This is a genomic window from Phycicoccus jejuensis (genome assembly GCF_044797865.1).
GTDB lineage: Bacteria > Actinomycetota > Actinomycetes > Actinomycetales > Dermatophilaceae > Phycicoccus > Phycicoccus jejuensis.
In genome coordinates this window covers 3,218,515-3,235,089 of record NZ_CP085209.1, presented here as the reverse complement: position 1 = coordinate 3,235,089, position 16,575 = coordinate 3,218,515, and the positions used below count along the sequence as shown (strand labels likewise).

Sequence of the window (16,575 nt, the reverse complement as noted above, 5' to 3'; positions counted from 1 at the left end):
CGTGGCGACCGAGTCCAGCCCGCTGCGGCCGATCATCGCCACGGCCGCCGCCGACTTCGCCAAGCACCGCGACGTCCACACCGTCGGCGACCTGCTCGCCTACTGGCCGCGTCGCTACCGCACCCGCGAGGCCGACCTCGGCGCCGTGACGCCGGGCGAGTTCCTCGTCGGGGTCGCCGAGGTGCGCTCCGCGCAGACCCGGCGGATGAAGACGCGCAAGGGCACGATGCTCGAGGTCGTCATCACCGACGGGCGCCACGAGCTCGACATCACGTTCTTCAAGGCCTGGGGGCACGACAGGGTGCTCGTGCCCGGGGCCCGCGGCATCTTCGCCGGGACGGTCGGCACCTACCGCGGGCGCCTCCAGCTGACGCACCCCGGCTACACGATGCTCGACGACTACGACGCGGAGGAGCGGCGCGACCTCATCCCCATCTACCGCCGGGTCGGCAAGCTGCACACGTGGACGGTCACCGAGTCGGTGCGCCGCGTCCTCGACGTCCTCGACGACGTGCCCGACGCCCTGCCGGCGGACGTCCGTGCGCGGCGGAACCTGGTGTCGCGCACCGACGCCCTGCGCGGCATCCACGGCCCGGACACCCTCGAGCAGGTCGCGGCGGCGCAGCAGCGGCTGCGCTACGAGGAGGCGTTCGTCCTCCAGGCGACGCTGGCGCAGCGCCGGCGGGCCTCGGCCGCGACGGCGACGCGCGCCCGCGCCGGGCAGGCCGACGGGCTGCTCGCCGCGTTCGACGAGCGGCTGCCGTTCACCCTCACCGACGGCCAGCGGGACATCGGGGCGGTCGTCGCCGACGAGATGGGTCGCGAGGTGCCGATGCACCGGCTGCTCCAGGGCGAGGTCGGCTCCGGCAAGACGGTCGTCGCGCTGAGGGCGATGCTCCAGGCGGTCGACTCCGGCGGCCAGGCCGCGCTGCTCGCCCCGACCGAGGTCCTCGCCGCGCAGCACCACCGGACGATCACCCGGATGCTCGGCGACCTCGCGGAGGGCGGGATGCTGGGCGGCGCCGAGCACGGGACGCGGGTCGCGCTGCTCACCGGCAGCCAGCCGACCGCGGAGCGCCGGCGCACCCTCCTCGACGTCGTGAGCGGCGACGCGGGCATCGTCGTCGGCACGCACGCGCTGCTCCAGGAGCACGTCGACTTCCACGACCTCGCCCTGGTCGTCGTCGACGAGCAGCACCGGTTCGGGGTCGAGCAGCGGGACGCGTTGCGCGCCAAGGGGTCCACGCCTCCGCACGTCCTCGTCATGACCGCCACGCCCATCCCGCGCACCGTCGCGATGACGGTCTTCGGCGACCTCGAGACCTCGACCCTGCGCGAGCTGCCCGCGGGGCGCGCGCCGATCACGACCCACGTCGTGCCCGAGGACCGGCCGGGGTGGATGGAGCGGACGTGGCAGCGCATCGCCGAGGAGGTGCGGTCCGGCCGGCAGGCGTACGTCGTGTGCCCGCGCATCGGCGACGACGACGCGCCCGAGGACGGCGCCGTGCTCACCGTCGAGGCCACCGACCCCGACGCCGACGAGGCCCAGGCGCCGCCGCCGCGGCCGCTGACCAGCGTCACCGCCCTTGCCACGCGGCTGGCCGACGAGCCGGCGCTCGCCGGGCTCACCCTCGAGGTCCTGCACGGCCGGATGTCGCCCGAGCACAAGGACGCCGTCATGGGGCGCTTCCAGCGCGGCGAGACCGACGTCCTCGTCTCGACGACCGTGGTCGAGGTCGGGGTCGACGTGCCGAACGCGAGCGTCATGGTCGTCATGGACGCAGACCGCTTCGGGGTGAGCCAGCTGCACCAGCTGCGCGGGCGCATCGGCCGGGGCGGCTTCCCCGGGCTGTGCCTGCTCGTCACCGGGTCCGAGGCCGAGCCGGCCCTGACCCGGCTCGCCGCGGTCGCGGGGACGACGGACGGCTTCGAGCTCGCCCGCCTCGACCTCGCCCAGCGCCGCGAGGGCGACATCCTCGGGGCAGCGCAGCACGGCCGGCGCACGCAGCTGGAGTTCCTCAACATCCTCGAGCACGAGGATGTCATCGAGCAGGCCTGCGAGGACGCCTTCGCGCTCGTCGACGCCGACCCGGACCTCGCCAACCACCCCCTGCTGGCGGCCGCCGTCCAGGCCCGCGTCGACGCCGAGCAGGCCGCCTACCTGGAGCGTGGCTGATGACCCGCATCATCGCCGGCACGCACGGCGGACGCACCCTGCGCACCCCGCCGGGCGCGGGGACCCGCCCCACGAGCGACCGGGTCCGCGAGGCGCTGTTCTCGGCGCTCGAGGCCCGCGGCGCGGTGCGCGGCGCCCACGTCCTCGACCTCTACGCCGGCTCCGGCGCGCTCGGCCTCGAGGCGGTGAGCCGCGGGGCGCGCTCGTGCGTGCTCGTCGAGTCCGACCGGCGCGCCGCGACGGTCATCGCCGCCAACGTCGCCTCGCTCGCGCTGCGAGGGGTGCGGGTCGTGCCGACGACGGTCGCCTCGGCGCTCGCCGGCGAGCCCGGGGCCGAGGGCCCGGCCGACCTCGTGCTGCTCGACCCCCCGTACGACGTCGGGGAGGAGGCGCTGGCCTCCGTGCTGGAGCGCCTGGCGGACGGCTGGCTCGGGGACGACGGGCTCGTCGTCGTCGAGCGCTCCTCGCGCTCACCGGAGCCCGCGTGGCCCGCCGGCCTCGAGCGCGTCGGCAAGCCGCGCAAGTACGGCGAGACCACCGTCTGGCTCGCCGAGCGCCCCTGACGCTCGTCGAAGGACGGGATGCGTCGACGCAGGTCAGGCGTGCCGTCTGACAGGATGCGTGGATGAGTGACTACGAGATCCCCCGGCCGGTCAGCGGCGACGTCATCGAGCGCATCCTCGAGGACCACCGGCTCTTCGAGGACCTCCTGCGCGAGGCCCGGCGCACCGACACCGACCGCGAGGCCGCCCGCCGCGCCCTGGCCGAGGTGCTGACCGCGCACGCCGTCGCCGAGGAGGAGAAGGTCTACCCGACCCTGCGCCGCAAGGCCGACCACATCACCGACCACGAGGCCGAGCACGGCGAGGAGGAGCACGCCGAGATCAACGAGGCGCTGCTGGCCTTCCTGCGCGCCAAGGGCACCGACACCCAGAAGTACGACGACGCCCTCGAGGACCTCGCGACGGTGGTCAACCACCACGCGAACGAGGAGGAGCAGACCATCCTCAACCCGGCGCGCGAGGAGGTCGACCTCGAGGTGCGCGAGCGGCTCGGCGTCGACTGGCTGACCCGCCGCAACCAGCTCCTCGAGGAGGGCTGCGGCTCCGAGGAGCAGGTCGCCGCCCTCATCGACGAGGCCGTCGCCAAGGGCGCCCTCGCCCCCGAGGAGGCGCGCCAGGAGGCCGACCGCATCAAGGAGGAGGCCAAGGAGAAGGCCGAGGAGGTCGAGGACGCCGCGAAGAACGGGGACTGACCCACCCCGCCCGGGCCCTTGCTAGGTTGGCGCGCGTGAGCGAGCGCGTCCGCCGGGCCGTCTGCCCCGGCTCCTACGACCCGGTGACCCACGGCCACCTCGACGTCGTGGCGCGCGCCGCCGCGCTGCACGACGAGGTGGTCGTGGCGATCCTCCACAACCCCGCCAAGCAGGGGACGTTCACCGTCCCCGAGCGGGTGGCCCTCGTCGAGCACGCGCTCGCCGACCGGGACCTGGCCGACGTGGTGCGGGTCGAGGCCTTCGCGGACCGGCTCCTCGTCGACGTCTGCCGCGACCTCGGGGCCGGCGTCCTCGTCAAGGGCCTGCGCGGTGGGACCGACTTCGACTACGAGCTGCCGATGGCCCGCATGAACCGCCACCTCACCGGCCTCGAGACCCTGTTCCTGCCGGGGGAGCCCTCGCTCGCCCACGTCTCGAGCTCGCTCGTCAAGGAGGTCGTCCGCTACGGCGGCGACGTGACCGGCCTCGTGCCCGACGAGGTCCGCGACGCCCTCGTCGAGCGGCTGCGTGAGCGCTGAGGCGAGCGCGCCGGAGCAGACCCGCGCCGGGCAGCGCACGACGGGGCGGCGCCCGGGCTTCCGGCGCGACGTCGAGGGCCTGCGCGCCGTCGCGGTGCTCTCCGTGCTGGCCTACCACGCCGGCCTGCCGGTCCACGCCGGCTTCGTCGGCGTCGACATCTTCTTCGTCATCTCCGGCTTCCTCATCACCGGCCTGCTCGTCGCCGAGCTCGACCGCACGGGGACGGTCTCGTGGGTGCGCTTCGTCGGCCGCCGCGTGCGCCGGCTCCTGCCGGCCGCCGTGCTCGTCCTCCTCGTCACGAGCCTGTTCTCGTGGCTCGTCATCCCCGGGCAGCGCCGCCAGCAGGTCGGCCACGACGTCATCGCCGCCGCGACCTACGTCGTCAACTGGGTCCTCGCCGGCCGCGAGGTCGACTACCTCTCCTCGGACGTGCGCCCGTCGCCGGTGCAGCACTTCTGGAGCCTCGCGGTCGAGGAGCAGTTCTACGTCGTCTGGCCGCTCCTCCTGCTGACCCTCGCCGTCGTGGCCCGCCTGCTCGGCCGGCGCCCCGACCGCCGCACCGTGGCGATCGCCCTCGGCGCGCTGACCGGGGTGTCGTTCGTCTGGTCGCTCGTCGCCTCGCACACGAGCCCGGAGGGGTCCTTCTTCACGACGACGACCCGCGTCTGGGAGCTCGGCGTCGGTGCCCTGCTCGCCGTGTGGCTGACCGGCCGCGAGCGCCCAGCGGGCGGCAGCCGCGCCGCCGACGCCCTCGGCTGGCTGGGGCTCGCCGCCCTCGTCGTCGTCGCCGTCGCGCTGCCCACCGGCATCGAGTGGCCGAGCGGGTGGGCGCTGCTGCCGACGCTGCCGACCGCGCTCGTCCTCTGGGCCGGGTGGCGCGGGGGCCGCTCCGGCCCGGTCCGGCTCCTCGGCACCCGGGCGATGGTCTGGGTCGGCGGCCTGTCGTACTCGATCTACCTCTGGCACTGGCCGGTGCTCGTCCTCGGGGACTGGAGCGCCGAGCGGCTGACCGGCGGTCCGCTGCCCGGATGGGCCCGCGTCGCGCTCGCCCTGGGGTCGCTCTGGCCGGCGTGGGTGTCGTGGCGGTTCGTCGAGCAGCCGATCCACCACGGGACGTGGCTGCGGCGTCGGCCGCGCGTCCTCGTCGCCGCGGGCCTCGGGATGTCCGGGCTGGCCGTGCTCGCCGCCCTGCCGCTGCTGCCGCTGGCGTCCCCGTTCGTCACGACGCCGCCGGACGGCCGCGTGCCGCCGCTCACGCAGCTCGGGGCATCCACCGTCGTGCCGGGCCGCGCCGTCGCCGACGACGTGCAGCCCGGCTGGGTCACCCCCGACCCGCTCGTCAGCGGCGAGGACCGGCCGGACGCCGACGTCGACCGCTGCCAGGTCGACCACGGCGCCACGGAGCCGGTCGCCTGCACCTTCGGCGACCCGCGTGGCGCCGTCACCGTCGCGCTCGTCGGAGACTCCAAGGCGATGCAGTGGCTGCCCGCGCTCCAGGAGCAGGCCGGCGAGCGCGGCTGGCGCGTCGTCACCTACGGCAAGTCCGCCTGCGCGTTCAGCGCCGCACCGGCGGCCAACGCCGGCCGGGCCTACCCCGAGTGCGACGCCTGGAACGCCGCCGTGGCGCGGGCGCTCGCGGCCGACCCGCCGGACGTGCTCGTCACCTCCGGCGTGGCGCGGGGAGCCTGGGACGGCTCGCGCACCGACGCCCCGCTCCTCGAGGACGGCTACGCGCGGCGCTGGGCCGCGCTCGCCCGAGCCGGGCTCCCGGTCGTCGTCGTCGGCGACAGCCCCGTCTCGCCGGACGACCTCGACGTCTGCGCCGCCTGGCACCCCGACGCGCTCGCGCAGTGCACCTTCGCGGCCGGCCCGGCCGTCGCGGCGAGCGGCCTGCCGGTGCAGCGCCCGGCCGTCGCGCGGGCGGGGGAGGGCGTCACGTTCCTCGACCTCACTCCGTGGATCTGCCCCGGCGGCGAGTGCCCGCTGGTCGTCGGGCACGTCACCGTCCACCGCGCAGGCGACCACGTCACCGCGACCTACGCCCGCACCCTCGCGCCGCAGGTCGCGGGCGCCGTCGAGGCCGCCCTCGCCCCGCCGGGACGCCGCTGACGGCCCCGGTTTGGGGAGGTGGGGGGCCTGCCGGTACCGTTGTCCTTCGGTCTGCGTCCGTGCGGCGTGACCCGAACCCGTCCCGACCCCACCGAAAGCCCATGTCGCGTCTCGATCCCCGGTCCCCCTTGGTGCTCGACACCAAGCTCGTGGGCCGTCGACCCGGGACGATGCACGAGCTCGAGCGTGAGGCAGGGGCGCCGAGCGATCTCGGCACCGACGTCATCCGCGTCGAGGAGGGCAGCCCGCTGTCCCTCTCGCTGCGGATGGAGTCCGTCGTCGAGGGCGTGCTCGTCACGGGTTCGGTGCGCGGTACGGCCACCGGCGCCTGCGTGCGGTGCCTGGACCCGGTGAGCGTCCCGCTCGACGGTCACTTCCAGGAGCTGTTCGTTCACGCCGATCGCCACGACCACCACCACGAGGTGGGGGACGAGGACGCCGACGAGGAGTACCGCGTCGAGGACGGCTACATCGACCTCGACCCGGTGGTCCGGGACACGGTGGTGCCTGCACTGCCGTTCCAGCCGGTGTGCCGGCCGGACTGCCCCGGGCTCTGCTCCGTGTGCGGACAGCCGCTCGCGGAGGACCCCGAGCACCAGCACGACGAGATCGACCCCCGATGGGCGGCGCTCTCGGCCCTGGCCGAGAACCCGTCCACGCCGACAGAGAAGAGGACCTGACGTGGCCGTTCCGAAGCGGAAGATGTCGCGCTCCAACACCCGCTCGCGCCGCGCCAACTGGAAGGCGACGGTCGTCGCGACGACCACCTGCCCGCAGTGCAAGGCGCCGACCCAGCCGCACATGGCGTGCCCGTCGTGCGGCACCTACAAGGGGCGCCACTTCGGCGCCGCCGAGCGCACCGAGCACCAGGGCTGACCCCCCTCCCCATGGGGAAGGGGTCGGCCTCGGCCGATGCACTCGCGCCCCTGCGCCCCGTCGCCGAGCTCGTCGGTCACCTCTCGGAGGTGACCGGCGGTCCGGTCGACGAGGCGCTGGTCCGGCGTGCCCTCACCCACCGCTCGTACGCGTACGAGATGGGGGGACTGCCGCACAACGAGCGGCTCGAGTTCCTCGGTGACTCCGTCCTCGGGCTCGTCGTCACGACGACGCTCTACGACACCAACCCGGACGAGTCCGAGGGCCAGCTCGCGAAGCTGCGCGCCGCCGTGGTCAACATGCGGGCCCTCGCCGACGTCGGGCGCACGCTCGGCCTCGGCGACTTCGTGTTCCTCGGCCGCGGCGAGGAGAGCACCGGTGGGCGCGACAAGGACTCGATCCTCGCCGACACCGTCGAGGCGGTCATCGGCGCCGTGTACCAGTCGGCCGGCATCGAGGCCGCGGGCGAGCTCGTCCACAGCCTCGTCGACCCGCTGCTCGCCCAGTCCGCCACCCTCGGGGCCGGCCTGGACTGGAAGACGAGCCTGCAGGAGATCAGCTCGCGCCACGGCCTCGGCTCGCCCGAGTACGTCGTGACCGAGGACGGCCCCGAGCACGCGAAGTCCTTCGAGGCCGCGGTCGTCGTCGGCGGCCAGGTCCTCGGCCGCGGCTGCGGCCGGACGAAGAAGGTCGCCGAGCAGGAGGCCGCCGCCCACGGCTGGGCCGCCATCCGCGACGCCCACGAGCCGCCCGAGGGCCGCCCGAGCGGTGCCTGAGCTCCCCGAGGTCGAGGTCGTCCGCCGCGGCCTCGCCGCACACGTCGAGGGCCGGCGTCTCGCGGCCGTCGAGCTGCGGGGACATCGGGTCGCGCGCCGCCACCTGCCCGGGCCACAGGACCTCGCCCAGCGCCTCGAGGGCCGCCGGGTCGCCGCCGTCCGCCGCCGCGGCAAGTACCTCTGGTGGGACCTCGAGGACTCCGTCGGCCTCATCCTCCACCTCGGGATGAGCGGCCAGCTGCTCGTCGAGGACGCCGCCGCGCCCGACGAGAAGCACCTCCACGGCCGGTTCACCTTCGACGACGGCGGACCCGAGCTGCGCTTCGTCGACCAGCGCACCTTCGGCGGTCTCGCGCTCGCCGACCTCGACGACGCCGGCGTGCCGCGCAGCATCGCCCACATCGCGCCCGACCCCCTGGAGCCGGCCTTCGACCGGGCCGCGACGATCCGGCGCATCAAGGCCAAGGACAGCGCGGTCAAGCGCGTCCTGCTCGACCAGACCGTCGTCTCCGGCATCGGCAACATCTACGCCGACGAGTCCCTCTGGCGCGCGCAGGTGCACGGCGAGCGGCCGGCGTCGGCCCTGACCAAGCCGCGCATCGGTGCCCTCCTCGACCACGCGACCGACGTGATGACCGAGGCGCTGGGCCAGGGCGGGACGAGCTTCGACGCCCTCTACGTCAACGTCAACGGCGCCTCGGGCTACTTCGACCGCTCGCTCGCCGCCTACGGCCAGGCGGGCCGCCCGTGCCGACGCTGCGGCACCCCCATCCGCCGCGAGCAGTTCATGAACCGCAGCTCGTTCTCGTGCCCGCGCTGCCAGCCGCGCCCCCGCAGGGTCAGGGCAGCGGGATCGGCTTGAGCCGCACCGGCTTCCCGGTCTTGCGCTCCGACAGCTGCGCCATCGCGGTCCGGACGGTCGAGCTGTAGAGGTGCGCCCCGCGGATGCTCGGGTGGATGCCGTCCGACTGGAGCATCCCGCTCGTGTCGGCCAGCGCCCGGTCCCAGTCCGCGACGACGACGTTGTCGTGCCCGGCGACGACCTCGCGCAGCTGCTCGTTGTCGGTCTCGGCCCGGGCGTAGCGGCCGTGCACGGTGAGGACGACGACCATCCGGTCCGGCCCGATCTCGCGCAGGGTCCGCTCGATGGACCGCGCGTCGGTGCCGAAGTTCGTGCCGAAGGCGAGGACGACGACGCGGCGCAGCCCGTCGCCACGGGCCCCGACGAGCCGCGGCGCCTCGCTCCAGCGGCGGTTGGAGCGGGCGTCGATGCGGATCTTCGGGAAGTAGTACTCCATCGCCTGCTTGGCGCCGACGAGCATCGAGTCGCCGAACGCGTCGACCTCCGCGCCCGTGGGCATGCTCCAGTCGGCGGCGGTGGGCCGGGTGCCCGCGGCCTCGGCCGGTACGGGGGAGCGGGTGGCCGAGGGAGTCGGCGCCGCGCTCGTGGCGGCGGCCTCGCGGGCCAGGGCCGCCTCGTTGGCCTCGATCATCTGCTCCGTGGCGGTGCGGTCGGGGGCGGTCGCCATCACCGCGGTCGTCGCGACGGCCGCGACGGCGAGGACGGCCCACACGGTGCGGGCCCGGCGGGTCCCGGCGCGACGCATCCGGCGGGCCAGGGCCCGGAAGGCCCCGCCGAAGCCGAGGCGCCGGACCGGGGTCTCGACGAAGCGGTAGGAGAGGTCCGCGGCCGCGACCGTGACGAGCACGGCCCAGCCGCGGGTCAGCACGTAGTCGAGCCCGCCCGGCGCGACGGGGATGTCCTGCCCCACGACGAGGACGACGGGCCAGTGCCACAGGTAGATGCCGTAGCTGCGCGAGCCGACCCAGCGGAGCGCGGGCAGGTCGAGCAGGGCGCGCAGCCGGCCGGGCCGCTCGACCACGACGAGGACGACGCCGGCCGTCGCGAGGGAGGCGAGGAGGATGCCGCCGCGGAAGGTCAGCGACGACTGCTCGTCGGCGAGGACGAGCAGGCCGCCGAGGACGGCGAGCGCGACGGCGCCGACCGTGCGGCGGTGGCGCTCCCAGAGGGCGGTCCGCGTGCCCGCGCGCCCGGGGGCGGCGAGCGCCAGCGCGAGGGCGGCGCCGACCATCAGACCCGTCGCGTGGGTGTCGGTGCCGTAGTAGACGCGCGTGGGGGCGTCCGGGTCCAGGCGCAGGGCCATGAGCAGCGAGGAGGCGACGGCGAGCCCGAGCGCGGTGGCGGCCCGCGCCTCCGGCCGGCGGACCGCCCGCAGCAGGAGGAGGAGCGCGAGCGGCCACAGCAGGTAGAACTGCTCCTCGACCGCGAGGGACCAGAGGTTCGCGAGCAGCGTCGGGGAGGTCGCCGCGAAGTAGTCGGTGCCGGCCGCGACCTCGAGCCAGTTCGAGGTGAAGGTCAGCGCCCCGAGCACCTGGCGACCGACGCCGACGAGCAGGTCGCCCTCGGCGACGCGGGCCAGCAGCACCGCCGACGGCACGAGGACGAGCAGCGCCGGCAGCAGGCGGCGGGCGCGGCGGGTCCAGAAGCCCCGCAGGTCGACCCGGCCGGTGCTCGCGCGCTCGCGCAGGAGGAGCGTCGTGATGAGGAACCCGGAGAGGACGAAGAAGACGTCGACGCCGAGGAACCCGCCGGGCAGCCAGCCGGGGTCGAGGTGGAAGACGACGACCGCGACGACCGCGAGGGCGCGCAGCCCGTCGAGACCGGCGAGGCGGTGGCCCGGCCGGGAGGCGTCGTCGACCGGGCGGGTCGCGGTGGTGACGCCACCGAGCCCGTCGGGCGCCGCGGGTGCGACCGGGTCCATGCTGGAACGGTAGTGACGCGGGGGGCCGCCGTGACGGAGGCGCGCTGTGGGGCGCCTGTGACGCCTGTCGCGCGCGCTGCCTACGATCGGCGCGTGGACGAGGAGCGGCAGGACGGGCGCGGGGACGGCGAGCGGGCGACCGTGTTCGTCCGCGGCCGCGTGCAGGGGGTCGGCTTCCGCTGGTGGACCCGGGCCCGGGCGCTCGAGCTCGGGCTCGTCGGCTGGGCGCGCAACACCGCCGACGGACGGGTCGAGGTCGTCGCCGAAGGGCCGCGCGCCGCCGTCGAGGCCCTCCACGGGATGCTCGGGGAGGAGCCGTCGACGACCGGCCGGCCGGGCCACGTGGCTCTCGTGTCCGCGCCGCTGTGGGCGGCGGCCAAGGGGGAGAGCGGGTTCCGCGAGCGCTGAGCCCCGTTCGCGCTCCGGACGCCGCGCGCCGGCCCGGGCGCGGGTTCCTACGATGGTGCCGTGAGCGACATCCCCCCGGACCTCGCGCGGCTGCGCTCGAGCATCGACAACATCGACGCCGCTCTCGTGCACCTGCTCGCCGAGCGGTTCAAGTGCACCCAGGCCGTCGGCGAGCTCAAGGCCGCCGCGGGGCTGCCCGCCGCCGACCCCGGCCGCGAGGAGCGCCAGGTGGCGCGCCTGCGCGCGCTCGCCGACGAGTCGGGGCTGGACCCGCAGTTCGCCGAGGCGTTCCTCAACTTCATCATCGCCGAGGTCATCCACCACCACGAGCACATCGCCGGCGCCGGCTCCTGACCCCGGTCCCCGGACCACACGCGTATCGGGTGACCCGATACCGGTGCGCTTCACCCGACAACCGTTCCCGGGTAGAGCGCGGTCGTATCGGGTGACCCGATACGCGTGGGATGCGTGGGATCCGGGCACGAGCCCCGCGGACGTCCCACGAGGCACAGCAGCCTCAGCGGCACCAGGGGCCACAGGCACCTCCGGGGGGATGCCGCGTCCCGCCACCGCGCCGCGACCCCGGTAGCATCGCCCGCGACCCGGCCGCGGCCGGGGCCGCCCGACCCCTGCGAGAGACGACCCGCCGATGTACCTCAAGACGCTGACCCTCAAGGGATTCAAGTCCTTCGCCTCGGCGACGACGATGCGCCTCGAGCCCGGCATCACCTGCGTCGTCGGCCCCAACGGCTCCGGCAAGTCCAACGTCGTCGACGCGCTCGCCTGGGTCATGGGCGAGCAGGGCGCCAAGAGCCTGCGCGGCGGCAAGATGGAGGACGTCATCTTCGCCGGCACCGCCGGCCGCGCCCCGCTCGGGCGCGCCGAGGTCAGCCTGACGATCGACAACACCGACGGCGCCCTGCCCATCGACTACACCGAGGTGACGATCACCCGGACGATGTTCCGCGGCGGCGGCTCCGAGTACGCGATCAACGGCACGGGATGCCGCCTGCTCGACGTCCAGGAGCTCCTCTCGGACTCCGGTCTCGGCCGCGAGATGCACGTCATCGTCGGCCAGGGCCAGCTCGACACCGTGCTGCGGGCGACCCCGGAGGAGCGCCGCGGGTTCATCGAGGAGGCCGCCGGCGTCCTCAAGCACCGCCGCCGCAAGGAACGGGCGCTGCGCAAGCTCGAGCAGATGGAGGGCAACCTCACCCGCGTCCAGGACCTGACCGGCGAGATCCGCCGCCAGCTCGGGCCGCTCGGTCGCCAGGCCGAGGCCGCGCGCCGGGCCGCGGTCGTCCAGGCCGACGTCCGCGACGCCCGCCTGCGCCTGCTCGCCGACGACCTCGTCCAGCTGACCGGCATCGTCGAGCAGGAGGTGGCCGACGAGACCGCTCTCCTCGAGCGGCGCACCGCCGTGGAGGACGCCCTCGCGACGGTCCGCGGCCGGCTGACCGAGGTCGAGCGCCAGGCCGCCGACGCCGCGCCCGAGCTCGGCCGGGCGCAGGAGCGGGTCGTGCGGCTCCAGAGCCTGCGCGATCGGCTCGAGTCCACCGGCTCGGTCGCGGCCGAGCGGGTCCGCCTGCTCTCACAGGACGAGGTGCACGAGAGCACCTCCGGCCGCGACCCCGAGGAGCTGCGCGCGCAGGCCGCCCGCGCCCGCGAGGCCGAGGAGCTGCTCCAGGCCGAGATCGCCGAGACGACCCAGGCCCTCCAGGACGCCGTCGCCGCCCGCGAGGACGCCGAGAAGGCCTTCACCGCCGAGCAGCAGCGCCTCGCCCGCCTGGCCCGGGCCGCGGCCGACCGTCGCGAGGGGCTGGCCAAGCTCGCCGGCCAGGTCGGCGCCCGGCGCAGCCGCATCGAGGCGGGGGAGGCCGAGATCGGCCGGCTCCAGGCCCTCGTCACCGAGGCCCGCCAGCGCGCCGCCGACGCCGAGCGCGAGTTCGCCTCGCTCGAGGGTGGCATCGCCCACGAGGAGGAGGGCGAGGAGGGACTCGACACGACGTACGAGGCGGCCGCCGAGCGGCTCGCCGAGGTCGAGGCCGAGGTCGAGCGGCTCCAGCAGGAGGAGCGCGAGGCCGAGCGCGACCGCTCGACCGCCCAGGCCCGCCTCGAGGCGCTCGAGCTGAGCCTGCGCCGCAAGGACGGCGCCGCCACGCTGCTCGAGGCCGCGGACGACGCGCACGCCGTCATCGGCGCGGTCGCGGCGCTCGTCCAGGTCGCCAAGGGACACGAGGCCGCGGTCGCCGCCGCGCTCGGGTGGGCGTCCGAGGCGCTCGCCGTCGGGTCGGCGGACGCCGCCGCGGCCGCGCTCGCCTCGCTGCGCGACACCGACGGTGGCCGGGCCGCGCTGCTCGTCGGCGAGACCGCCGCGCCGCAGGACCCGGCGTCGTGGCCGGCGCTGGACGCCGACGCCGTCTGGGCGCGCGACGTCGTCACCGCCCCGGACACCGTCCTGCCCGCCGTGCACCAGGTGCTCGAGCGGGTCGCCCTCGTCCCGACCGCCGCCCACGCGGTCGCCCTCGTCGCCCGCCACCCGGGCGTCACCGCCGTGACCGCCGACGGCGACGTCTTCGGACCCGGCTGGGCCCGCGGCGGCAGCAGCGCCGGCGAGAGCCTCCTCGAGGTCCAGGCCGCCGTCGACGAGACCCGGGCCGCCCTCGACGAGGCCACGGCGCGGGCCGAGCGGACGCGCTTCGCGCTGGCCGCCGCCCGCGAGAAGGCGACCGCCGCCGAGACCGCCGTCGACGCCGCGCTCGAGGCCCTCCACGAGTCCGACGCCCGGATGGCCGCCGTCGCCGAGCGCCTCGGCGGACTCGGGGCCGCGATGCGCACCGCCGGGGCCGAGGCCGAGCGCGCCGAGAAGGCCATCGCCGGTGCCAGCGAGCGGCTCGAGGCCGACCGCGCCGAGCTGGACGCCCTCGCCCAGCGCCTCGCCGAGGCGGAGGCCGAGCCGGCCGCCGACGACGCCGACCCCTCGACCGACGAGCGCGACCGCCTCGAGCTCGAGGCCAGCCGGGCCCGCACCGCCGAGACCGAGGTCCGCCTCGCCCTGCGCACCAAGGAGGAGCGGGCCCGCTCGCTCGCCGGGCGCGCCGACTCCCTCGAGGGCGCCGCCCGCAACGAGATCGCCGCCCGCGAGCGGCTGCGCGAGCGGCGCGAGAAGCGCCGCCGCGAGGCCGAGGTCGCCGCCGCCGTCCACGAGGCCGCCACGTGGGCCGTCGAGGAGGTCGCCGCCGCGCTCACCCGGGCCGGGACGCTGCGCGACGCCGCCGAGGCCGAGCGGGTCGAGCGCGACCGCACCGTGGCCGGGCTGCGGGAGCGGCTCGGGACCGTCCAGGACGAGCTGCGCGACCTCACCGACGCCGCGCACCGCGACGAGATGGCCCGCGCCCGGCAGCTGGCGCGCATCGAGCAGCTCCAGGCCAGGGCCGTCGAGGAGCTCGGCGTCGACCCCGACGTGCTCGTCGAGGAGTTCGGGCCGCACCAGCCGGTCCCGCACGTCGCCGCGCCGGGGGAGGACCCCGACGCGCTGCCCGAGCCGCAGCCCTACGTCCGCGAGGAGCAGGAGAAGCGGCTGCGCAAGGCCGAGCGCGCCCTCTCGGCGCTCGGCCGGGTCAACCCGCTCGCGCTCGAGGAGTTCGCGGCGCTCGAGGAGCGGCACACCTTCCTCACGACCCAGCTCGAGGACCTCAAGCGCTCCAAGCGCGACCTGCTCGACATCGTCAAGGAGGTCGACGAGCGCGTGGAGCAGGTCTTCACCGAGGCCTTCTTCGACACCAAGGAGCAGTTCGAGCGCGTCTTCCAGCGGCTGTTCCCCGGCGGCGAGGGGCGGCTGGTCCTCACCGACCCCGACAACATGCTGACGACCGGCATCGAGGTCGAGGCGCGCCCGCCCGGCAAGAAGGTCAAGCGGCTCTCGCTGCTGTCCGGCGGCGAGCGCTCGCTCGTCGCGGTGGCGCTGCTCGTCGCGATCTTCAAGGCCCGCCCGAGCCCGTTCTACATCATGGACGAGGTCGAGGCCGCGCTCGACGACACCAACCTCGGCCGGCTCATCACCCTCTTCGAGGAGCTGCGCGACTCCAGCCAGCTCATCGTCATCACGCACCAGAAGCGCACGATGGAGGTCGCCGACGCGCTCTACGGCGTCTCGATGCGCGGCGACGGCGTGACGACGGTCGTCAGCCAGCGCATCCGCGACGTCGCCGCGTCCGCCTGACCCGGGAAGGGCCGGGCACCCCCGGCGCCCGGCCCCTCCGTGCCGGGTCGCCCGGCGGTGTCCTACTTCTGCGCCACGCAGCACCCGAAGCACGGTCCGCACTTGACGAACGCGTTCGCCGGCAGCGTGGTGGACAGGAGCGTTCCCCCCGCGATGAGCGAGACGGCGACGATACGAGCAACCTTCTTCATGGTGTTCCTCTCGGTCGAAGTGACCGGGACGCTACTCGGCTACCGGGATCCGCGCGCGCTGGACGAACCCGGCCCCTGCGCCCAGGCCGCGAGGAGGGCGCGCTCGTCGGCGTCGTCGAGACCGGTGCGTCGCGGTTGGTCGGCCGGGCGCGCCTCCTCCCACGCGAGGGTGTCGCGCAGCGTCTCGAGGAGGGGACGGTGGGTCAGGCCGAGCGCGCGAGCGGCCTCGCCGGTGCGCGAGGCGAAGCCGCCGTACTCGGCGAACGGCAGCCAGAGCGGGAGCGAGCGCGGGCCCATCCACGCGTCGACGCCCTGCTCGGCGAGCCACGCCGGATCCGCCGCGACGACCTCGGCATCACCGCCGGACGCCGCACGGGATGCCTCGAGCAGCCGCCCCAAGGTCGTCGTCGGGCCGACCGCGTCGACGACGCCGCTCGTGCCGGACTCGGCGCAGCGGACCATCCAGGCGGCGAGGTCGCGGACGTCGAGGACCTGGACCGGGTCGCCGAGGGCGGCGGGCACGAGGACCCGCCCCGGCGCGGCGGGGTGCGCGAAGCGCCAGGGCCACCACCCGGTGCGCCCCGAGGAGTCACCCGGCCCGCCGATGAGGCCCGCGCGTGCCACGAGCGTCCGGGACGGGCCGAGGCCGTCGAGGACGGCCTGCTCGCACGCGACCTTGGCGCCGCCGTAGGCGTCGGGGTCGTCGCCGCCGACGTCGCGCGGGGCGAGCAGCGGCGTGGACTCGTCGGCGCCCGGGACGGAGTGGTCGGCGTAGACGTTGGCGGTCGACACGAACCCCCAGTGACCGACCCGGCCGGCGAGGGCGGCCACGGCCCGTCGCACCTGGCCGGGGTCGCGGGCGACGTCGAGCACCGCGTCCCAGTCCTCCTGCTCGACCCCGTCGAGCCCGGCGTCCGGGTCGTCGCGGTCGACCCGGACTAGCCTCGCGCCGTCCGCCGGAGCCCCGGAGCGGCCGCGCGCCACGCAGGTGACGTCGTGCCCGCGCGCGAGGCCGGCGCGGGCCAGCTCGCGACCGAGGAAGGCGGTGCCACCGAGGACGAGGAGTCGCATCCGGCCACCCGACCACGACCGACGGGTCGCCCGGAAGGGCTGTTCGCGCAGGGCGGAGCGCGTCGTGGCGAACGCCGACACCCCGGTTCGTCCACGAGACCCCGGCTCGTGACCCGTGTCTCGTGGACATTTCGGGGTGACCCCGAAATGTCGTGACGGGTGGGACAG

General features: G+C 75.6%; 14 protein-coding genes. 12 read left to right on the top strand and 2 right to left on the bottom strand.

Annotation, left to right across the window (positions count from 1 at the left end; translation table 11 throughout):
* Position 1: 1 nt before the first annotated feature.
* The 9 genes from LG324_RS15295 (at position 2) to mutM (ending at position 8,594) form a co-directional block, all read left to right on the top strand.
* Positions 2–2,176, top strand: a complete 2,175-nt coding sequence (locus LG324_RS15295; RefSeq protein WP_404349285.1) for an ATP-dependent DNA helicase RecG — start codon at positions 2–4, stop codon at positions 2,174–2,176.
* A complete protein-coding gene (gene rsmD / locus LG324_RS15290) occupies positions 2,176–2,739 on the top strand; it encodes a 16S rRNA (guanine(966)-N(2))-methyltransferase RsmD (RefSeq protein WP_207023250.1) in 564 nt (187 codons plus the stop codon). The genes LG324_RS15295 and rsmD overlap by 1 nt, the downstream gene beginning before the upstream one ends.
* Before the next feature lie 62 nt (positions 2,740–2,801).
* Entirely contained in the window at positions 2,802–3,431 is a 630-nt protein-coding gene (locus LG324_RS15285) for a hemerythrin domain-containing protein (RefSeq protein WP_404349282.1), read from the top strand.
* A gap of 35 nt (positions 3,432–3,466) precedes the next feature.
* A complete protein-coding gene (coaD, locus tag LG324_RS15280; protein WP_404349280.1) occupies positions 3,467–3,970 on the top strand; it encodes a pantetheine-phosphate adenylyltransferase in 504 nt (167 codons plus the stop codon).
* On the top strand, positions 3,960–6,080 hold the full coding sequence (locus tag LG324_RS15275) for an acyltransferase family protein (protein ID WP_404349277.1): 2,121 nt from the start codon (positions 3,960–3,962) through the stop codon (positions 6,078–6,080). The genes coaD and LG324_RS15275 overlap by 11 nt, the downstream gene beginning before the upstream one ends.
* Positions 6,081–6,181: 101 nt before the next feature.
* Positions 6,182–6,760, top strand: coding sequence for a DUF177 domain-containing protein (locus LG324_RS15270; RefSeq protein WP_030527943.1), 579 nt, complete (start codon positions 6,182–6,184; stop codon positions 6,758–6,760).
* Between the two features lies 1 nt (position 6,761).
* Complete coding sequence (gene rpmF, locus LG324_RS15265) at positions 6,762–6,956, top strand: 50S ribosomal protein L32 (protein WP_030527944.1); 195 nt, start codon at positions 6,762–6,764, stop codon at positions 6,954–6,956.
* Between the two features lie 11 nt (positions 6,957–6,967).
* Positions 6,968–7,732: a ribonuclease III gene (gene rnc / locus LG324_RS15260; RefSeq protein ID WP_036829643.1), complete on the top strand. Its 765-nt coding sequence runs from the start codon at positions 6,968–6,970 to the stop codon at positions 7,730–7,732.
* Positions 7,725–8,594, top strand: a complete 870-nt coding sequence (gene mutM, locus LG324_RS15255; protein ID WP_207023241.1) for a bifunctional DNA-formamidopyrimidine glycosylase/DNA-(apurinic or apyrimidinic site) lyase — start codon at positions 7,725–7,727, stop codon at positions 8,592–8,594. Before rnc ends, mutM begins: the two co-directional genes overlap by 8 nt.
* Here mutM and LG324_RS15250 read toward each other — a convergent pair.
* Complete coding sequence (locus LG324_RS15250) at positions 8,572–10,515, bottom strand: acyltransferase family protein (protein WP_404349272.1); 1,944 nt, start codon at positions 10,513–10,515, stop codon at positions 8,572–8,574. The two genes, mutM and LG324_RS15250, sit on opposite strands and share 23 nt — an antisense overlap.
* Positions 10,516–10,608: 93 nt before the next feature.
* Between LG324_RS15250 and LG324_RS15245 the strand changes: the two genes are divergently transcribed.
* From LG324_RS15245 to smc, 3 genes are all read left to right on the top strand, one after another.
* Positions 10,609–10,923, top strand: coding sequence for an acylphosphatase (locus tag LG324_RS15245; RefSeq protein ID WP_404349270.1), 315 nt, complete (start codon positions 10,609–10,611; stop codon positions 10,921–10,923).
* A gap of 60 nt (positions 10,924–10,983) precedes the next feature.
* Complete coding sequence (locus LG324_RS15240; RefSeq protein WP_036829645.1) at positions 10,984–11,277, top strand: chorismate mutase; 294 nt, start codon at positions 10,984–10,986, stop codon at positions 11,275–11,277.
* Between the two features lie 295 nt (positions 11,278–11,572).
* A complete protein-coding gene (smc, locus tag LG324_RS15235; protein ID WP_404349267.1) occupies positions 11,573–15,145 on the top strand; it encodes a chromosome segregation protein SMC in 3,573 nt (1,190 codons plus the stop codon).
* Positions 15,146–15,375: 230 nt separating this feature from the next.
* Here the strand turns inward: smc and LG324_RS15230 are convergent, their stop codons facing one another.
* Positions 15,376–16,407 carry an NAD-dependent epimerase/dehydratase family protein gene (locus tag LG324_RS15230; RefSeq protein ID WP_404349265.1) on the bottom strand — a complete coding sequence of 344 codons (1,032 nt, stop codon included), beginning with the start codon at positions 16,405–16,407 and terminating at the stop codon, positions 15,376–15,378.
* Positions 16,408–16,575 lie beyond the last annotated feature (168 nt).